This window comes from Cyclobacterium xiamenense (assembly GCF_009467825.1).
GTDB classification, from domain to species: domain Bacteria; phylum Bacteroidota; class Bacteroidia; order Cytophagales; family Cyclobacteriaceae; genus Cyclobacterium; species Cyclobacterium xiamenense.
In genome coordinates, this window is the sequence record NZ_WIOK01000013.1 from 21,878 (window position 1) to 41,990 (window position 20,113).

Below are 20,113 nucleotides of genomic sequence, written 5' to 3' on the forward strand. Positions count from 1 at the left end.
GGAGGCGGCCACGGGGACGTGTTCGTAAGCGTGGACTTCGGCAGGCTCAGCACACGGGGGACGTGTTCGTAAGCGCGGACTTCGACAGGCTCAGCCCACGGGGATGTGTTCGTAAGCGTGGACTTCGACAAGCTCAGTCCACGCGTAAGTATCCGTCCTGGCCGATGCCTGAGCTTGTCGAAGGCGGAGGCGGCCACGGGGACGTGTTCGTAAGCGTGGACTTCGGCAGGCTCAGCACACGGGGGACGTGTTCGTAAGCGCGGACTTCGACAGGCTCAGCCCACGGGGGACGTGTTCGTAAGCGTGGGCTTCGGCAGGCTCAGCCAACGCGTAAGTCAACTTGAGGCATTCGGATATTAGTATACGTTCCAGCGCCTGAGGCAGTCTGTAGCTGTACGTAGGCGTTTGTAAATCGGAAGACTTTTTCCAGATGCGGTGGATTGACGGGTATATTTCGCCCCTGCAGGGCTTGGGATGCTGGGATCGAGACGATCTATCATAGGGCTACACCCTGTGCTTTGGTGTTTGGCGCCTTCAGCGCTGGAAATGGTCATCGCCTTGTATGGTTACAAAAATCGGAACCATCTAAGGGCGTAGAAGGGGGGTACGAACGAAATGGCATAACCGATCTGCCAGGCGGGGTTAAAAAATTGGGAACGGTATTGGAGCGGGTTCGGGATCTCTTATATGCCTTAAATGGTTCAAAAAAGCGGCAGAACAAGACGTGTTGAACCCTATATGGGCATATTTTGTGCACGTTTCTTTCACGCACGTTCCGCTAAGACCTGCACGCCCAAAAGGTCATCAGCTTTGAGGTCTTCCAGACCTCGAAGGTTTATTTTGTGCAACTTTTTTTCATACACATTCGGGATTCGCTCAATAAACGCCAAAGGTCCGGGTATACCCTTTTTACTAGCACAGGGCTCCACCCTGTGCTGTGGTGTTTCGCGCTTTCAGCGCTTGGTGTTATTCGAGCACCAGGCTTTCGTCTGCGATTGGGTTTAGACCGATAAACCCCAAGGGCCTTCCTTCGTTCCAGCCCTCCTTCGCTCCCGTACTTCCTCGCGCCTGTCTGGGAAGCGCGCGGATATGGACTAATTGCCAGCCACGTAAAAAGGATCGATGGAGAATAAGTTGGGGTTATCCGGGTCGATTTCTACCTGTACCGCGTGCATGTCCCGATCGCCAAATACCTGTACGGCCGTAAAATTCGTCATCGTGCGGCCACTGCTGTCCCGAAGCGGCTGGTCCACCATAAATCGGTGCCGGTCCCCGTAGAGCAGCAAGACCGGCTTCCCAAAATCCAGTACTTCCTTGCGGAGGATGGTTACAAAGCTCGCATGCCCGTTGCGCTCGTCCCGGGTTTGGTAATTCAGACCGGCGTGTAGCACCAGGACCAGACCCTTACTTTGTGCTTCCCTTGCCTGCGCAAATAGTTGCTCCAGCCAAAAGTTATTGGCCAGTTCCCGCTCGTAGAATTCATCGTTTAGCGCACCTGAATCCAATTTAAAATTATTATTGGAGCCAATTACATGCAAGGTACCAAAGGTCACTCCTCCCTGTTGCCAGCGTGCATTTTCGGGAAATTTCTCAAACCCCTCCCAGCTGTTTTGCCGCTGCAGCGGCATGGGCTGTTTGCCCTGACTTTGCTCCCCGGCAAAAAAAAGCTGCCGGAGTTTGTCCAGGCGTTCCTCCGGCTCGTAACCACCGCAGGCCTCCCGGTGGCAATCCGTCCATTCGTTGTCTCCCGGCGTGTAAATCAGCGGCTGCTCAAATGCATCGAAATAGTTTTTGATGGTTTCAAAATAGGCATCCGAACAGGGCGTTCCGCCGGATTTGATATCACCCACGTGCAGGGAAAAATCCGGTGCCGCCGCATTGATGGCTCCAATCATCCGCTCAAACCGCACGAAATCTTCGGGAAGGTGGTAGGGAACGTCTCCCATCGCCATAAATCGCACTATTTTTTGCTCCTCAGGCGCGCAGGCAGCAAGGAGGCAACCAATAAGGAGCAGGACCAGGGCCCCCTGGCGATACCGGGTTGTCTGCGAAAAACCGGCTACACCTCTCGGGAACTGTTGGCCGATGGAGGCCGGCAGGGTGGTGGACTTCGAAAGCGGGCTCCTGGAAATCCGGTTGGGGGAAGCAGGAGAAAATGGCCAGTACGTTTGGGCCTCCTCCACGAGGTGGGCAGGTGGTTTTTGTTCACACATCTCTTGAGTAGTTGTCAGGATCGAAAGCGTTGCTGCAAGGCTCCGGGAAGCACTGCGCCACCCGGGCTGCGGTTGGTAACCACGGAGGCTATTGCAGCAGGTACGAATGTAAATCGAAGGAGTTGATTTTGCTAAATAAAAAGCCAAATTCCGCATATTCTCGACCTAACCCATAGGGAAAGCAGGAAAAAAAATGAGTGTTGCTGAAAATGGATCGGATTGCAAAAAATTTTTCTAACAACAGTTAATTTACTATAAAATACGAAATTAGGTATTTAAAAAATTAACCCCTTCAAATCTGTTTGGGATTATCGCTGGAAGGGGCTGGCAGGCCCCGGTATAATTGGCTCGAAAATTTTGAAATAAATGCCTGCCCGACTACTTTTGAGCGTTTGAAAAGCCGTGACTTGCAGATCGTTCTTCACCCTGCAGGATACCGGCAACCCAATCGGTAAAAATCCCCGGGTAAACGCAACAAGTTGGCTTCGTCCGGAGAATGGATTGTTCAGGAGCCCGCTTTTTGCCCCCGGCTCCGGATTGGCGAATAAATTCGGTCTTTTTCGGGACTCACCGGGCGAAGCTGTGTTTCGTCCTTAACCCTGGTTATGTTTAGCCCCAGCCTGATTACCTTGTATATAGTAGCGGGATTGGTACTGGTACTTTACCGGGACCTGCTGCGACCGTCCTTTGCATTTTTGGGGGCGGTTTTTTTATTGTTGCTTCTGCAGATCATTCAGCCGGAGGAATTTTTGATGGGTCTGGCCAACAAACAGATCGTGGTCATATTCCTCCTGATCGGACTCACGGCAGGCATACAGCAGAATATCGGCACGGGGTTCTTTTTCCGGATTTTCAGTCAGAAACTCCGGCCGGGGATATTCCGGGCGCGCATGATGTTGCTCGTGGGAAGTTTGTCGGCGGTACTGAACAACACCCCCGTCGTGGCATTTATGATTCCGTATGTAAAGGAATGGACCAAGACCAATCAGGTTCCCGCTTCGAAATTCCTGATTCCGCTCTCCTTTTCCACGATCCTGGGCGGAATGATCACCGTGGTGGGTACTTCCACCAACCTGGTATTGAATGGACTGATTAGTCAGTACGGGCTGCCGCTGCTGGGTTTCGAGGATTTTTTGTACCTGGGATTGCTGGTAGCGTTCTCGGGAATACTTTACCTCAGCATTGCTTCCAACCGCTTGCTTCCGGATCGAGAGGAAAACAAAAGCGAAATCATCGACCACCTGAACGAGTACCTGGTAGAAACCCATCTTCCCCTGGGTTCAAAAATGCACGGAAAAACGGTTAAAGAGGCGGGCCTACGCAAGTTGCGGGAAATCTTTCTGGCCGAGATCAAGCGGGGCAATCAGGAGATTTCTCCCGTTGGCCCCAACGAGCTGCTGCAGGAGGGAGACAAGCTTTTTTTTACTGGCAATACGGATGCCATTCTGCAGCTGATTCAGGAAGAAAACGGTTTGAGCCTTCCGGAGGAGGGGCACGTGTCCAACTACGGATTTTTTCAACTTACCGAAGCCGTGGTGCCTGCCAGTTCCTCGCTGATCGGAGAAAAGATAAAGGACAGTGATTTTCGGAATCGGTACCAGGCCTCGATTATCTCCATACACCGGAACGGAACGCAACTAAAGGGAAATATCGGGGAAACCAAAGTGCAGGCCGGAGATCTGTTTCTGATGCTAACCGGCAAGGACCATAACCGCAACGATTACCTCAAAGACCTGATTGTCATTACCCTTCGCGGGGAAATCAACGCCGAAAACGGACGGTTTCGGCGGTTGCCTTCCCTACTTGCATTGACTTTATTGTTTACGGGAATTGTCGGCTGGGTGGATCTTTTTATGGCAGCTTTTGCCGGAATTCTTACCCTGTATCTATTTAAAGTATTAAATTTGCAGACTTTACGGAAAGCCGTGGACCTGGACTTGCTGCTAATACTGGTATGTTCCCTTTCCCTGGGAGTGGCCTTGAACAATTCCGGCGCGGCCACCATGCTGGCATCGGGATTGCTCTTTCTGACGCAGGGGGCGGCACCGGTTTGGGCCTTGACCTTGCTCTTTGTGGTGACCCTGGTTTTGACCAGTCTGATTACCAATGCGGCGGCCGTGTCCATCATGTTCCCCATTGCCATGGAGCTGGGGCAGCAATTGGGGCAGCCCTTAACGCCTTTCTTTGTGGCCATCGCTTTTGCGGCTTCCGGAGACTTTATGACGCCGATTGGGTATCAAACCAATTTGATGGTCATGGGGCCGGGAAATTACAAGTTCAGGGATTATTTTGCCATTGGGTTTCCCCTGACCCTGATCTACGGTACCGTGGTGATGGTATTTATTCAATGGTATTATTTGTAACCGATTCAAAAGCGCTTCCAACAAGCGAAAGTCCATGCAGGAAAACATTCATCCGTCGAAATTTAAGATTACCCAGGAGCTCCGCCAACAGGCGTTGGGGCAAAATCCGGCGCTGATCTGGTTCACCGGATTGTCCGGTTCCGGCAAGTCCACCCTGGCCAATGCGACCGAGCAGGCACTGCATGGACAGGGGTACCACACCTACCTGCTGGATGGTGACAATGTACGTACCGGTCTAAACCGGGACCTGAACTTCAGCAAGGAAGACCGGGTGGAAAATATCCGCAGGATCGCCGAGGTGGCCCACTTGATGATGGACGCCGGGTTGATCGTGCTTTCGGCCTTTATTTCTCCCTTTCGCTCCGATCGGGAAATGATCCGTGAACTGGTCGGATCCGGCCGGTTTTTGGAAATCCACGTGGATTGCCCCCTTAAAATCTGCGAGGAACGGGACGTGAAAGGATTGTATCAAAAAGCCCGCAAAGGGCTGATCAAGGATTTTACAGGCATTGATTCGCCCTACGAAACACCGGAATCCCCCTTTAGAGTCATTAAAACCGCCGAAGTCCCCCTGGATTTGGCGGTACACCAACTGGTAGAAGCATTAGATAAAAAACTCAAACGTTGATTATGGCACATTACTATTTATCCCACCTGGAAGAACTGGAAGCGGAGGCAATTTTTGTTATCCGGGAGGTGGTCTCCCAATTTGAAAAACCGGCCCTTTTGTTTTCCGGCGGTAAGGACAGCATCGTGCTGGCGCATCTTTCCCGAAAAGCGTTTTATCCTTCCAGAATCCCTTTTCCCCTGATCCATATCGATACCGGGCACAATTTTCCCGAAACCATTGCATTTCGGGATGAACTGGTAGAAAAATTGGGGGTACAGCTGATCGTAGGATCCGTGCAAAAAAGTATCGACGACGGCAAGGTACGGGAAGAAACCGGTGCCAACGCCAGCAGAAATGCCTTGCAAACGGTAACCCTGCTGGATACGCTGGAAGAGTACAAGATCGATGCCGCCATGGGTGGGGCCAGAAGAGACGAGGAAAAAGCCCGGGCGAAGGAACGGTTTTTCTCCCACCGGGATGAGTTTGGGCAGTGGGATCCCAAAAATCAACGGCCCGAGCTGTGGAACCTATTCAATGGCAAAAAACACATGGGCGAGCATTTTCGGGTGTTCCCAATTTCTAACTGGACCGAAATGGACGTCTGGCAGTACATACAGTACCAAAACATCGACCTGCCCTCCCTGTACTTTTCCCACCAACGGGACTGTGTGGTCCGAGACGGGGTGATCCTGGCCCGATCGGAATTTATCCAACTGAAACCCGAAGAGGAAATACGTACCATGACCGTTCGCTACCGTACCTGCGGCGACATGCCCATTACGGGAGCGGTGGAATCCGGGGCCGATACCCTGGAAAAAATCATCGCGGAAGTCGCCACCACCCGAACCACCGAACGCGGTACCCGGGCCGACGATAAGAGGGGGGAAACGGCCATGGAAGACCGCAAGAAAAGCGGCTACTTTTAGCATTTCGTCGAGCCAGGGAAGAAGCGCCCCCTTCGCAGAAAAGGATTTAGACGTTCAAAAAAAGGAGCGGTTCGAAAACCTTTTTCCCGATTTGGAGAAAATGGCCTACTGACACCAGACGTTGCTTCATTCGGGCAGGAGTCGCCGAAAGGCCGCAGAAGTACTTACAATCCTTCCGCGCATACAAACAAACGGAAATACAAACAGCGGATGCCTCAGCTACCTGTAGAAAGTGATACCAACCAGATACGTACAACCACGAACATCGCATCGGTTCCGATGCGGATCGCGGAACTAACTCAACGCGCATGAACATACAAGAAACCAATCAACTCTTACGATTTACCACTGCCGGATCGGTGGACGATGGGAAAAGTACCCTGATCGGAAGGCTTTTATTTGATTCCAAGTCCATTTTTGAAGACCAGATTGCGGCCGTTAAAACTTCCAGTGAGAAGAAAGGCTTTGACTACGTGGATCTTTCCCTACTCACCGATGGGCTGAAATCGGAGCGGGAGCAGGGCATCACCATTGACGTGGCCTACCGGTATTTTGCCACGCCCAAGCGGAAATTCATCATCGCCGATACACCGGGACACATACAGTATACGCGCAACATGGTCACCGGCGCTTCTACGGCCAACCTGGCCATTATCCTGATCGACGCCAGAAAAGGCCTGCTCGAGCAAACGTATCGCCATTCCTTTATCGCATCCTTGTTGAAGATTCCCCATGTCATCGTTTGCGTAAACAAAATGGATCTGGTGGATTACGATGAAACCGTGTTTGAAACCATTATCAAGGATTACAAGGCCTTTGCGAGCAAAATGGAAATCAAGGACGTACACTTCGTACCCATCTCCGCATTAAAGGGAGACAATGTGGTGGATCGTTCCAAAAACATGGACTGGTACGAAGGGCCTACCCTGCTTTACCTGCTGGAAAACGTACACATCGCTTCCGACCTGAATCACATCGACTGCCGTTTCCCGGTACAGATGGTCATTCGACCCCATACACACGAGCACCGGGACTTTCGTGGATATGCCGGACGGATTGAAGGCGGAATCTTTAAACCCGGCGACGAAGTGAAGGTATTGCCATCCGGATTTACCTCCAAAATAAAAACCATCGAGCTGAATGGACAACCCATCGCCGAGGCCTTTTCGCCCATGTCCGTCACCATGACGTTGGAGGACGAATTGGACATCAGCCGGGGCGACATGCTGGTGCGGCCCAATAACGTACCCACCGTCGGGCAGGACCTGGATGTGATGATATGCTGGATGAGCCAGCAAAAGCTGGCAGGGAGGAGCAAATTGCTGCTGCGACATACCACCAAAGAGTGCCAGGTGATGGTGAAACAGATCCTGTACCGGGTAAACGTAAACACCCTGCACCGGGAAGAAGGGGTAGGCGAAATTGGAATGAACGACATTGCCAGAATCAGTATTCGTACGGCCCAACCCTTGTTTTTTGACCCTTACCGCCGCAACCGACAAACCGGCTCCATCATCCTGATCGATCCCAATACCAACGAAACCGTCGCTGCTGGAATGGTGATTTAAGACGAAGGGTACGCGCCGGGCTTATGAGAGCGTAGCCGGCACCTGAAAACAGTGCCCATTCAGCAAAAATTTTTGAACAGAAACAGATGATCGACCTTACAAAATTAACGCAACTTGCCGTCGAAGCTTCGAGGGAGGCAGGAGCGGAAATCCTGAAGATATACCATTCGGCGGATTTTGGGGTGGAAATGAAAAGCGACGATTCTCCCCTGACCCGCGCCGATAAGGCTGCTCACGAGGTAATCATGCAACACCTCAAGGAAACCCCCTATCCGGTTCTTTCGGAGGAAGGTAGGGATATTCCCTATACCGAGCGAAAAAACTGGACCTATTTTTGGATGGTGGACCCCTTGGATGGCACCAAAGAGTTTATCAAGAAAAACGGGGAGTTTACCGTCAATATCGCCTTAATTCATCGGGATACGCCTGTATTGGGCGTGGTCTATGCGCCCGTGTTGGATTGGATGTACTGGGGCAATGCCCAGGAAGGTTCCTGGAAGCAGGAGGGGCAGGCTGAGGCGCGGTCTTTGCAAGCACCGGCGGACCAAACGGTGCGCTCCATCGTGGCCAGCCGCTCTCACCTGAGTCCGGAAACCCAGGAGGTAATCGACCGGTATCCCGACGCCGAAGTGATCAGCATGGGCTCTTCCCTTAAATTTATGCTTCTGGCCGAAGGAAAAGCCCAACTCTATCCCCGCTTTGCTCCGACCATGGAATGGGACACGGCGGCGGCGCACGGCGTATTGCTGCCGCTTGGCTATACCGTCAAAAAAACGGACGAAGAGAGCCCCCTTTTGTACAACAAAGAAAACCTGCTCAATCCCTGGTTTATCTGCTCCAGCTAAGTAGACCTGCACACCGGTCTTAATGCTGGTTGATCGGAATTTTTTGTAGGGAGGCAATGCCTGCCTGCTGTAAGAGGAGAAAGAATTAGGTAGAATACCCGAAAAAAAACCGTTGAGACCTGTGGTGGATTCAACGGTTTTTTTATTTCCCAAAGGGGACGCTGCTTACCCCAGAGGCTGCGCAGCTACGTTTGCTGCCCGTATCCGTCCGGCTAAACGATTTCCCGGAAGATCAATTTCCCGGCAGCGTGTAATTAAGAATCAGGTTGGTATGAAACAGGTTGACTTTGTTGTATACCCAGGCAGGTCGAAGGTCTTCCTGATCCAATGCTACCTTGCTCATCAAAATTAAATGCAGGTTGAGCCCTTTTATCCAGGTTTTTGGGGCATACCGCAGCCCCAGGTTTGCCTGCCCGTAGGAAGGCACAGCGTATTTGTTTCGTTTTGCATCCGCCGGGTCGGGTAGGAAATACAGGCCCAGGTAGCTGTATAGTTGCAGGGATTTTTCCGGAAAAGCCTGTTGAAAATAGGTACTAACGGCATCTACCTGTTCCATTCCTTCGTTTCGTTCCCGCGGAATAAACGTGTAAAACGGATCTTTTCCCCATTCCCTGGGGCTCAAATACCGCCCATTACCCTGCATTTTGGTGTAGTTGAGGTGCCATTGTGTTTTTTTGGATTTGAGTCCGATCCTTCCGCTTAGTATCCAATTGGCATCCTCCGGATTTTTGTAACGGAGGGCTATTTCCTCGTTTCCTCCCTCCCCAATGCCGTGCTGTACGGTGGCTTGCAGTCCCGTGATTCCCTGCACCTGTGGAAGGGGCAATTCCCAGGTTTGGTCCCACTGTGCCAGGTAGGTACTGTAAATGTTTTGCACCAGGGTATGGTTTAGTAGCAGGGAGGATCCCGGTTGTAGCTGTAGGTCCAGCTCCAGCACCTGGGCAAGGTCCGCCTGCGTATTGCCAAAATAAGCAGAGGGCTGCCCAAATTCGTCCCGGGCCACGGGGTACATACCGATGCTTTCGCCCAAACCAAACCAGTGTCCGGTGGACCGGGGAGAAATGCCCCAAATTAGCTGATGCCTTACCGCCAATTTCGGATGCGCCTGCAACTCCCAGCGAAAACCTTCCACAAAGGTGGGGCTTAAGCGCCCATCCTGTGCGTTGATAAAGGGGGTGTTGATCTCCATTCGGCCCAATCGGGCCTGAAATCGGGCATGCCGGTAATCCAGGTACAAATTACCGATTTTCCCAAAAACAGCCCGGTCCAGGTGATTTACGTCAAATAAACCTACCTCGTATCGGTTTAGATTGGGGACGCGGGGATCCAGTTGGGTCAGATCGGAACTGGCCAGCCGAAAAAATCCCAGGTAATCGGCCTTTAGCTGAAAGCCCAGAGGAAGGCGGCTCCCCAGGGATACCCGTGCCATCTGCCCCCAGGCGTAATCGTCCTTAAAATCCTCCCAATAGGAAGTACTCATAAAATAGGACCGCAGACTGACGCCCAGCTCCGGTTTCCAGCGCGTGGAATCTTCCTGACCGAAGCCGGGTAGCCACCACAGCAGCGCTACCAGCGAAAAACAGATTTTCTTCATTTGGTTTCATTTTTTGCCGCCAAAATGGGTTGAAAGGGGCCGTACTTGTGCTGTTCTTCGGAAAAAGGGTCTGAATACGGACCAAACGGATGGTCCATTGGTTTTTTGGAGATATCCGGCCAATCTCCGGAAAGGTCTTTGGCGGGGCGTTCCATGGAATTCACGTAAGCGGCCAGATCCCAGGCCTCTTCGTCGCTGAGCAAGGGGCGTTTGTAGGTGGCACCCAGCGGCATATTGGCTTTTACGTACCCGGCAAAGCGAGACAATCGAAACAAGCCGGCGCCCTGATTGTAGCTGGCAGGTCCCCAGAGGGGTGGGTACAGGTAGGCCGTTCCAGAAGGGGTTTTCATGCCCAGGCCATCTGCCCCGTGGCAACTCACACATTGGCGATCGTATACCGTCTTTCCCTTCACCGGATCAGCGGCCCGGTCCAGCAGGGGGACCTCGTAGATACCTACTCCGGGAAGCTTTTGCCCTTTAGGTACGTCTTGTCCCAACCATTCCATATAAGCCACCATGGCCTGCATTTCTTTGCTATCCGTTTCCAATCCGCGCCCGTTTAGACTCCGTTCAAAACAATCATTGATCCGCTTGGGGATGTCTTCGGAGCGTCCCGAGCGGTTTCGCACCTTGGGATAGGTGGCCGCTACCGCACCAAAATTATTTCCCAACGGAGCCGTGCCCGCCTCCAAATGGCAGTTTTGGCAATTCATGCCGTTGGAAATGCGCAGCACCTTCCCCTCCGGTCCCAGGTACTCGGCCGTATGCGCCACCAACTCCCTGCCGTATTCGATTTGGGCTGCATTGGGGGCTTCGGCCACCCTGCTCCAGTCAGGTGCCTGCCAAATTCCTTCCGCTGAAATCAAGGAAGGATCCGGTGCCGCAGGGGCTGTTGGTTGGCTGAGTTGCATGGATGCAGTGCCTGGAGTGCCGGATTGGGTCCACTGACTGAGGACCAGGCCGGCAACAAACAAGGTGAGCAAGAATACGACTAGCAACAAGCCGAAAAGTCCCCGGATCAAGGGCAATATGGTTTGGGATGATTTTTTCACACTACAGTAAATTTTATCTGTACAAAGCTAGCCCTATCGGTACCCGAAAAAAGTGATTTGTATCACATAATAGGTACAGCGATACCAAAGAAATGCGTATCTTTCCCAGAAAATAAACCCCGTAAACACACCAAAAATGGCTGCCGGACACCTGGTCGTGGCTGCTAATTTCTGGACCTGGTGCAACGGGAATAGGCCTTCCGATAGGCGGTATGGCAACAACCCAATTGACCAACAAAAAAAAGCCCCGATGAAGATTTCTGCAAAAACGTATTGGATTACCCTGCTGGCCCTGGGAATCACCTTGTATGCCAAGGCCCAACGGCTGGTCAGCGGAACCTACACCGAAGACGATCTATCCGAATTACTGATTCCCCTTTCCGAATGGCAGCCCTTCCCCAGGCTGGACGACCGGTCTGCCTGGGAACAGGCCGATCGCGCCCTTTTGCAACAATACCTGGACTATGCCGAAGAAAACCTGGATTACCAGTGGCCCTATATACCTGCCACCAAATCCTTGCTGATCGATCGGACGGGAGACCGGGACGAGTACCAGGCCGTTACCTTCGAAAAGCGGCGAATCCTTGGTAGCATGATTTTGGCAGAGATTGCCGAAAACAAAGGCCGTTTTATCGATCCCATCGTCAATGGCATCTGGTCCATCTGTGAGGAGTCCTTTTGGGGAGTACCCGCCCACTTGCCAAAGACCGAGGAGTACTCGGGATTGATGGACGTGTCCAAACCCTTTGTGGATTTATTTGCTGCCGAAACCGCCACCTACCTGGCTTGGGCGGATTATTTTCTTGGGGAGAAGTTTGATGAGATTTCGCCGCAAATTCGCAAGCGCATCCGCTACGAAACCAACAAGCGGATCTTTGAGCCCCTGATGAATCAGCACCACGGCTGGATGCGTGCCAACGAAAACGGCCGTCCGCCCAATAACTGGAACCCCTGGATTTGCTCCAACTGGATCAATGCCGCACTCCTCCTGGAGGAAGACGAAAATCAGCGGGCAAAATTGATCTTTAAAGCCATGCAGGTAGTGGACGAATTTCTCGGTCCCTACCCGGCAGATGGAGGCTGTGACGAGGGGCCCAGCTACTGGGGAGCGGCTGCAGCCTCCCTTTTTGACACGATTTCCCTGCTGGATCTGGCCACGGAAGGGGCGTTTCAGTACGTATATGCCGACGAAAAGGTGAAAAACATGGGGAAGTTCATTTACCGCGCTCAGATTAGCCCCGACTATTTCCTCAATTTTGCCGATGCCGATCCCCAGCCCAGCATGGCTGCCTCCATGATTTACCGCTACGGTAAGGCCATAAACGACCCGGACATGATGCGGTTTGGAGCCTATTACCGGGAGAAAGAAGCGGCCTCATTGCCGCGGTTTCATTATTTTAGGAAGTTCTTCGAGCTTTTCATGCAGGAGGAGTTTCGCCAGGCCGAAACAGGGCTTCCGCTTCCAAAAGATGTTTGGCTTCCGGATACCCAGGTGATGGTGGCCAGGGACCAGGAGGGAAGCACAGAGGGGTTCTTTTTTGCCGCCAAGGGAGGCCATAACGACGAGAGCCACAACCACAACGATATCGGAAATTACGTAGTCTACTACGACGGCCTCCCGCTCTTGATCGATGTAGGAAGGGGTACTTACACGCGGAAAACGTTTAGCGGTGAGCGTTATACCATTTGGTACAACCGCTCCGATTACCACAATTTACCCACCGTCAACGGCCTGACGCAGTTGCCCGGAAGCCGGTACCGCGCTAAGGAGCTGGACTACCGGACCGGAAACAATCACAGTACCCTTCGCATGGACCTGGCTGGTGCCTATCCGGAGGATGCAGGTATCCAATCCTGGCAACGTACGCTGCGTTTGGATCGGGGAAAGAAGGTTCGCATCAGCGATCGCTACGAGTTAGCGGAAGGGTCCACGATTACCCAGCACCTGATGACCGTGTTTCCGGCGCAGGTTGTTCGCCCGGGAGAGGTGCGCATTCCGTTTCAGCTTGCGTCCGGCGAAATCCAACCCTTCGTACTTGCCTACGATCCGGACAAAATGGAGGTGACCGTGGAAAAAATCGCCCTCACCGAGCCGGAAGATAGAGGGGTGGGGCAGAAATGGGGCGACCGGATTTACCGCATCAATTTTGTCCATACTACGCCTGGTGAACGCGGAGAATCCAGGTTTGAGCTCTACCGGGAATAGTCCGGTGGCGGTACCTATGAAGGAATTTTTCCAATGAAAAAACGAATGCCACTTTGGAAATTGATTGGGGCGTCCATTCGGGGAGAGGAGCAGGACTATACCCGTATTCCGATCAAAACGGGGATTGTACTTTTGGCGGTTCCGATGATCCTGGAAATGATCATGGAATCCCTCTTTGCCGTGGTGGATATTTTTTTTGTGGGCCGGCTAGGCGAAGATGCCGTCGCCACCGTGGGCCTGACCGAGGCTGTTCTTACCATCATTTATTCCCTGGGTGTGGGCATCAGCATGGCAGGTACGGCCATGGTGGCCCGCCGCTTTGGTGAAAAAAACTACCAACGGGCGGGTACCGTTGCCTTCCAATTGCTGCTGGTTGGCCTGTTAGCCTCGCTGGCTTTGGGCCTGGGAGGTTTTCTGTATTCCCGGGAAATCCTGGGCCTAATGGGAGCGGAAACCGGTGTATTGGAACAGGGTACCTCGTATACGGAGATCATTTTTGCCGGCAATACGGCCATCATGCTGCTGTTTTTAATCAACGGGATCTTCCGGGGTGCGGGTGCTCCCCACCTGGCCATGCGGGCACTTTGGATTTCCAATGGTCTGAATATTCTCCTGGACCCGCTGCTGATTTTTGGTGTGGGCTCCTTCGAGGGGCTGGGACTGGTCGGAGCCGCCTGGGCTACCACCATCGGCAGAAGCGTGGGCGTGCTGTATCAGGTTTACCACCTGGTCAACGGCAAGCACCGCCTGGTAATCGGTCGGCAAAACCTGAAGGTTCGCTGGCTTACCCTGAAAAAAATTATTCGCATATCCATTGGCGGTATGGGGCAGTTTCTGGTGGACTCGGCCGCATGGATTGTGCTCACCCGTATTGCGGCAGAATTTGGGAGCGCTGCCGTGGCGGGCTATACCATTGCCTTTCGCATTTTGCTATTTAGCCTGATGCCGGCATGGGGCCTTTCGGCTGCCGCAGCCACATTGGTGGGGCAAAATCTCGGTGCCGGGAAGGCGTTTCGGGCGGAACTTTCTACTTACCTGACGGCCCGGTACAATTTCATTTTTCTGGCCTCCGTCACCCTTATTTACCTACTTTTTGCCGATAGCCTGGCGGGCATATTTGTACAGGGGGAAGAAGTGCGAACAATCGCAGCCACCGGGCTGAAAGTAACCGTTTTGGGCTATATCTTTTATGCGGTGGGTATGGTGATGGTACAGGCGTTTAATGGGGCCGGTGACACCCGCACACCCGCTTACATCAACGTGGGGGTGTTTTGGTTGCTGGAAATACCCATGGCCTATGTCCTGGCGGTCACTTTCGACCTGGAAACGTTGGGGATTTTTAGTACGATCGCCTTTTGCCATTCCCTGCATGCCCTGATTGCCCTCTGGTTTTTTCGAAAGGGGCGGTGGAAATTTGCAAAGGCCTGAGGGCCGTACCCAGCCCGATTTGGGAAAATGGTCAAGAAAAAAAGGATTAATCCAGTATTTTCCTTGAAATTGAACCCGAGGATGCCTTAACTTGGCGCCAACATTTGCATCAATCGAATGAATCGGTACCCCCAACAGATCACAGCCGGCGAGGCAGCGGCACTCGTCAACAATGGACAGACGCTTTGTATTGGTGGAGGCGGAGCGGGACATGCCATTCCCGACGCGTTGCTGAAGGCCATTGGGGAGCGCTATGCCCGGGAGCAAAGCCCCGCCGGACTGACTATATTGCATCCCTGCGGGTTGGGGGACTCGGACCAACTCGGACTCAACCACCTGGCACAGCCGGGGTTGGCCCGGCGGGTTATTGGTGGATTTTTTGGAAATGCCCCCAAAATGGTGGCCTTGACCCAAGCCAATCAGATCGAAGCCTACAATTTTCCGCAGGGGGTGCTCAGTCACCTGATGCGAGCCACTGCCGGTGGAGAAAAGGGCCTGCTCACCAAAACCGGTCTGCATACCTTTGTGGATCCCCACCTGGAGGGTGGGAAGGTTAACGAAAAGGCTGTGGAAGACCTGGTCAGCCGGGTGGATATCCTTGGAGAACCCCATCTTTTTTTCAAAACCCATCCGGTGGACGTGGCCTTGATTCGTGGAACCAGCTTGGACAAGCACGGCAACCTGTCCATGGAAGGGGAGGTGGCCAGTTTTGCCATGCTCTCGGAAGCCCAGGCGGCCAGGGTCAACGGGGGCATTGTAATTGCACAGGTGCAGGCCCTCCGGCCTGATCGATGTACCCCCGCCATCCAGGTAAAAGTGCCGGGAGCCCTGATCGATTACGTGGTCGTGGAACCGGAGCAGCCCATGACCTACCTTACCCCCTACGATGCCTCGCTTATTTCCAAAGAGGGGGCCATTGCATCGGAAGAGCAGCTGCAGCTTTCCGGCATCAAGCGCATCATCAGCAGAAGGGCAGCCCTGGAGTTGTTTCCCGGGGCCTTTGTGAACTTGGGCTACGGCATGTCCGACGGCGTTCCCATTGTGGCCAGGCAGGCCGGTGTATTTGGGCAGTTGACCTTTTTGATTGAGCAGGGCCCGCTGGGAGGCATTCCCACCACGGGTTTAAATTTTGGTGCCATGCATCAGCCGGATGCCATCCTCGACGATGGCTACCAATTTGACTTTTTTCATGGAGGGGGACTGGACCTGGCTTTTTTGGGATTTGCCCAGGTGGATCAGTACGGAAACGTGAATTCCAGCAAATTTGGGGGCAAGCTTACCGGTTGCGGTGGCTTTATCGACATCTCTCAGCACAGCAAGAAAGTCGTTTTTTGCGGCGGTTTTGCCGCCCGGTCGGTGGTGGAAACCGGAGAACAGGGAATTCGTATCACGGATCCTGGCTCATTCAAAAAGTTTGTTTCCCGGGTGGAACAGGTGACCTTTAGTGGCAGCTATGCCCTGGAGAAAGGCCAGGAAATCCTATACCTGACCGAAAGGGCACTCTTTACCCTGACGGCCGGAGGCCTGGAACTGATAGAAATCGCCCCGGGGGCCGACCTGCAGACGGATATACTGGATTCGATGGATTTTCGTCCCCGCATTTCCAGTCAATTAAAAACCATGGATGCCGGGGTTTTTGCTGCGGCAAAACCCTACTTAGCCAATTTTAAGCAATGAGTGAGGCCTATATTGAACACTACACCGAGGGAACAACCCTGTTTATCGTACTCAATCGTCCCGAAAAGTACAACTGTTTTGGTATGTTGGAACTGGAAGCCGTGGAGCAGCTACTGATGGAAGCGGAAACGGATTCGGAAATCCGGACCGTGGCGTTTCAGGGCAAAGGGGAGAAGGCTTTTTCCACGGGAGCCAACCTGGGAGAATTTAAGGCATTGGACGATCAAGGCATAGCAGACTGGATTCGGAAAGGGCACGCGGTATTCAATTACCTGGCCCGATTTCCCAAGCCAACGGTCGCTTTGTTGCAAGGATACGTTTTGGGTGGGGGGCTGGAACTGGCGCTGGCTTGCGACTTTCGTCTGGCCAGCGACACGGCATTGTTGGGCTGCCCGGAGCTGCGGCACGGCTGGCTGCCGGGTTGGGGAGGCATGCACCGGTTGCAGCAGATGGTAGGTGATCCTGCGGCACGGGAGCTGGTGTTTTTATCGGATAACCTGGGTGCGGCGGAGGCCTTGCGACTTGGCCTGGTACACCGGGTGTTTGGGAGCGCAGATTGGGAAGCCGAATGCGACGCCTGGCTGGAAAAACTCGCCCGGGCGGATCCGGAGGCATTCAAAATGGCCAAGGAGGCATTTTCCAATAAGAGTCAAACGGATGCTTCGGCCATAGAAAAAGACGTACAAAGTACCCTTCGCCTACGGGCGAGCTGAAAAAGGTTTTCCCTGGCTGTGGCATTTTTTATACAGCCCTCCGTTTCTATAAAGCAAACAACGAGGCTTTTGAATTACCGGTTTGTTGGTAGAAAACCAGTAAGCCTTCGTAAGCGAGGTTCAGGTACTTTCGACCTCTTAGAAATTCGAAATATCTCGGGTGAACCGTACGAGCTGGGCTAGTCAGGGTTTCCCGTAAGCGGGAAGGCAGGAAGAACGGTCAGCATCTACGAATGTAGTCATATCTGCAAGCCTTTGGACTAGTCGGGGAGGGGTAAAAGAAAACTACCGGACATTCAGCAGACCGGTAGTGAGGTTAGGTACATAGGATTTGATAAGTAATAATGCCATTACGTGTATCACGTTGGAATGACAAAAGTATCGACAAAGAATGGAAATAGGGGTAGTCATTTGTATCAATATGGGGTACAAAATGTTTCATTGGTAAGAAAAAAGACGACTATTGATCGGAAAGCCGGCTTTTCCAGAACGTTTCGATGAGTCCTCAGATAGATCAGTTTTCCCAAAATTTGAAATACCGGCAGGGGTAGTAAATGAGGCTTTTGGAAAGTAATTCCATCCATGCTTCGTTGGAATGAGATAACCAAGGGTGGAGATTATTCTACGGGCAGGGGAGAGTTGTCCTTCGTGTTGCCCATGCAACAATTCCCCGCACCTCTGATCACTGGCCTGTCCATCGCCTGTTTGTATAAAGAATTTCGATACACAAAGGATCCGAAGGTTTGTGTAGACAGAAATTGGGATGGGACCTTGTGCTGTGGAAATTCAAGTAAGCAGTATGCCTCAGTAGACGGTGGTTAAGACCACCAGGCGGTCGTTTTCGGTGAGCGGACGTTTTTGTTTTTTTTCTGGATTGAGCAGCAGAGAGTTTGTCCGATGCAGCAGGGGATCAAGCGCCAGTCCAAGGACCGTCTCGCCATGTACGGCGGCCAGGGACTCAATTTCCTGAAAAGAGATTTCTCCGGGTGAGATTCCGTAAGCCGCCGGCTCTCTAAAAATGATCTCTGCGCCTCCGACTGTAAAGAGTTCGTTGTAAATGCTGTTTAGATCTCGTTGCAGGGCAATACCCGCCAGCAGGTGGCTCAATACCATCGGGCTGATGATAACCTCGGCCTGAAACCGCCGGATCAGCGATTCGTTGCTGGGGTCGGCCAATTCCAACAATACGGAGGGCCGTTTGGGTGCCTTGTCCAGCACTTCTTCGAGCAGCACATAGCCCACCATGGTCCGGGCGTCTGCTTCCTCCTCTTCTTCCATGCGGTCGCTACTGACCATGACGATGTGGTCGAAACTTCCCGCTTCCGTTCGTAGAATCTCGGATTCCCGAATGTAATCGGCTATCACGTGTTCCAGCGTTACGCGTTTTTGGGGCTCGTTGAGGAATTGAAGTTCTTTCTCCCGTTCGTTCAGGGGCCTCAGAGCCACCAGTCGTACGAAATAGCTTTCCTCTTCGTAGGAACAGAGCTCTTTGATCAGGGAAGGTACGTGTTCGTTCCAGCCCAGGATCAATACCCGAATGGTTTCAGCGGGCTCTTCCACAGGGAGTGGGGTCTGGGTCAGCGAGTCAATCGGTTCCCTGGACAGCAGGTCCGAATTCCAGACCAGATCGGCGGAACTCTTTGCCAAAACTACCAGGCGCTCCTCGGATGCCAGGAGGTGGTTTTCCGGCAAATTTAAATCGGGGACCCGGGTACTCTCTCCCTTCGGGTTACGTACCACACCGAGAATGACCGCCTTGGTAAATGCTTTTTTCAGACTTCCGATGGTAAAGCCGACCAGTTCGGGAAACTGTTGACAAAACAGGTTGTTGTTGACGATTTGCGACAGGATCTCGTTGTACACCTCCGAGAGACCTGGATGGCGGATATTTTGAGCCATGAGTCTGCTCAGAATGGTATTGCTTCCCACTACCTCCAAGGGACCGCTATAGGATCGATAGGCGGCCGCTACTTTGAATTCGTCTTGAATTTCGGCTACGACATAGGGTAACTTGTGGCCGGGGTATCGGCTGGCTTCTGCATTCAGGGACAGCAGGCATTTAATGGTTTCTATATCGGGATTGATCAGTTCCCGCCTACCGTATGCCAGGCTGGGCACAATGATGGCAGAGGCATTCAGACTATCCACCCGACGCAGGTGCTCCCGGTCGATGGCCGATCCGGTTCGCAACACAATTTCACTGGCGCGGCTTCCAATCATGGGATGGTCCTTGAGTTCCTGCATTTGAAAGGGACCCACCTCTTCGGATAAAATGATTACCTGTAATTTACTGGTCCCAAAGCGCAGCAGAAATCGTTTGATTCGGCCCACCGATTGAAAGATTTCGGCAGCAATGTGAATGGTTCGGTTGGACCAGCCCAATATCAGCAAGTGGTTATTTGCCGTCACATGCGTTAACCCCTGTTCCAGATCCCGAATTTTTCGGTTCATCCAGGTGGTGATAATGGCCACCAGTGATCCCAAAAAAACGACGTAGCCGGCGACGGTAATGAGGGTGGAGATCAACCTGCGCCAACCTCCCTGGTCATCGCCCAGATAGCCCGGGTCGGAAAGTCGCAAAAAGGCCCACCATACCGACTCGCCCAACCGGGAGGTAGGCGGACCGGAGGGCATGACCAGCAGTCCACCAACGAGGGATAGGATGCCGATAAGTGCGGCCACCAGCAATAGTTGGTAGTGTGCACCTTTGACCAATTGCCTTTCTAAGGTAAATAGGATTTTTTGCCGAATACGGAGTTTTGTAAAGCGCATACAGGGAAAGACGAAAGCGGTGGTTGTATCCCCTCCAATATAGGCATTTCATCAGATTAACTAAACGAACGGTCCCGTCATTTTTGATTCCTGCGATTTTCCAATCTCCATCAAAGGGCAGGGAAGCGAGCGCCGTGCTACCCGTG

14 protein-coding genes are annotated in these 20,113 nt (G+C 52.7%); 10 read left to right on the forward strand and 4 right to left on the reverse strand.

Annotation, left to right across the window (positions count from 1 at the left end; all coding sequences use genetic code 11):
• Positions 1 to 1,094 precede the first annotated feature (1,094 nt).
• Entirely contained in the window at positions 1,095 to 2,213 is a 1,119-nt protein-coding gene (locus GCU44_RS11515) for a metallophosphoesterase (protein ID WP_241684918.1), read from the reverse strand.
• Positions 2,214 to 2,818: 605 nt separating this feature from the next.
• On the opposite strand from GCU44_RS11515, the gene GCU44_RS11520 reads away from it, so the two are divergent.
• From GCU44_RS11520 to cysQ, 5 genes are all read left to right on the forward strand, one after another.
• Complete coding sequence (locus GCU44_RS11520) at positions 2,819 to 4,576, forward strand: SLC13 family permease (RefSeq protein ID WP_154856531.1); 1,758 nt, start codon at positions 2,819 to 2,821, stop codon at positions 4,574 to 4,576.
• 34 nt (positions 4,577 to 4,610) lie between these two features.
• A complete protein-coding gene (gene cysC, locus GCU44_RS11525) occupies positions 4,611 to 5,204 on the forward strand; it encodes an adenylyl-sulfate kinase (RefSeq protein ID WP_092175856.1) in 594 nt (197 codons plus the stop codon).
• A gap of 2 nt (positions 5,205 to 5,206) precedes the next feature.
• Positions 5,207 to 6,112, forward strand: coding sequence for a sulfate adenylyltransferase subunit CysD (gene cysD / locus GCU44_RS11530; RefSeq protein ID WP_154856532.1), 906 nt, complete (start codon positions 5,207 to 5,209; stop codon positions 6,110 to 6,112).
• 308 nt (positions 6,113 to 6,420) lie between these two features.
• Entirely contained in the window at positions 6,421 to 7,680 is a 1,260-nt protein-coding gene (cysN, locus tag GCU44_RS11535; protein WP_092175862.1) for a sulfate adenylyltransferase subunit CysN, read from the forward strand.
• Positions 7,681 to 7,766: 86 nt separating this feature from the next.
• Positions 7,767 to 8,525 carry a 3'(2'),5'-bisphosphate nucleotidase CysQ gene (gene cysQ / locus GCU44_RS11540; protein ID WP_174238250.1) on the forward strand — a complete coding sequence of 253 codons (759 nt, stop codon included), beginning with the start codon at positions 7,767 to 7,769 and terminating at the stop codon, positions 8,523 to 8,525.
• 232 nt (positions 8,526 to 8,757) lie between these two features.
• Here the strand turns inward: cysQ and GCU44_RS11545 are convergent, their stop codons facing one another.
• Positions 8,758 to 10,119, reverse strand: a complete 1,362-nt coding sequence (locus GCU44_RS11545; protein WP_154856533.1) for a hypothetical protein — start codon at positions 10,117 to 10,119, stop codon at positions 8,758 to 8,760.
• Entirely contained in the window at positions 10,116 to 11,171 is a 1,056-nt protein-coding gene (locus GCU44_RS11550) for a c-type cytochrome (RefSeq protein ID WP_206670832.1), read from the reverse strand. Before GCU44_RS11550 ends, GCU44_RS11545 begins: the two co-directional genes overlap by 4 nt.
• Positions 11,172 to 11,307: 136 nt before the next feature.
• Here GCU44_RS11550 and GCU44_RS11555 point away from each other — a divergent pair, with 136 nt between their 5' ends.
• From GCU44_RS11555 to GCU44_RS11575, 5 genes are all read left to right on the forward strand, one after another.
• Complete coding sequence (locus tag GCU44_RS11555) at positions 11,308 to 13,377, forward strand: heparinase II/III domain-containing protein (protein WP_317175336.1); 2,070 nt, start codon at positions 11,308 to 11,310, stop codon at positions 13,375 to 13,377.
• Between the two features lie 33 nt (positions 13,378 to 13,410).
• Positions 13,411 to 14,805, forward strand: coding sequence for an MATE family efflux transporter (locus GCU44_RS11560; protein ID WP_154856534.1), 1,395 nt, complete (start codon positions 13,411 to 13,413; stop codon positions 14,803 to 14,805).
• Positions 14,806 to 14,922: 117 nt separating this feature from the next.
• The gene (locus GCU44_RS11565) at positions 14,923 to 16,482 is read left to right on the forward strand and encodes an acyl CoA:acetate/3-ketoacid CoA transferase (RefSeq protein WP_154856535.1); all 1,560 of its coding nucleotides are present in this window, start codon (positions 14,923 to 14,925) and stop codon (positions 16,480 to 16,482) included.
• Entirely contained in the window at positions 16,479 to 17,195 is a 717-nt protein-coding gene (locus GCU44_RS11570) for an enoyl-CoA hydratase/isomerase family protein (RefSeq protein WP_154856536.1), read from the forward strand. Before GCU44_RS11565 ends, GCU44_RS11570 begins: the two co-directional genes overlap by 4 nt.
• Before the next feature lie 582 nt (positions 17,196 to 17,777).
• A complete protein-coding gene (locus tag GCU44_RS11575) occupies positions 17,778 to 18,017 on the forward strand; it encodes a hypothetical protein (protein ID WP_154856537.1) in 240 nt (79 codons plus the stop codon).
• On the opposite strand, the gene GCU44_RS11580 is transcribed toward GCU44_RS11575, so the two are convergent.
• Entirely contained in the window at positions 18,000 to 19,967 is a 1,968-nt protein-coding gene (locus tag GCU44_RS11580) for a CASTOR/POLLUX-related putative ion channel (RefSeq protein WP_154856538.1), read from the reverse strand. The genes GCU44_RS11575 and GCU44_RS11580 overlap by 18 nt on opposite strands.
• Between the last annotated feature and the right edge of the window lie 146 nt (positions 19,968 to 20,113).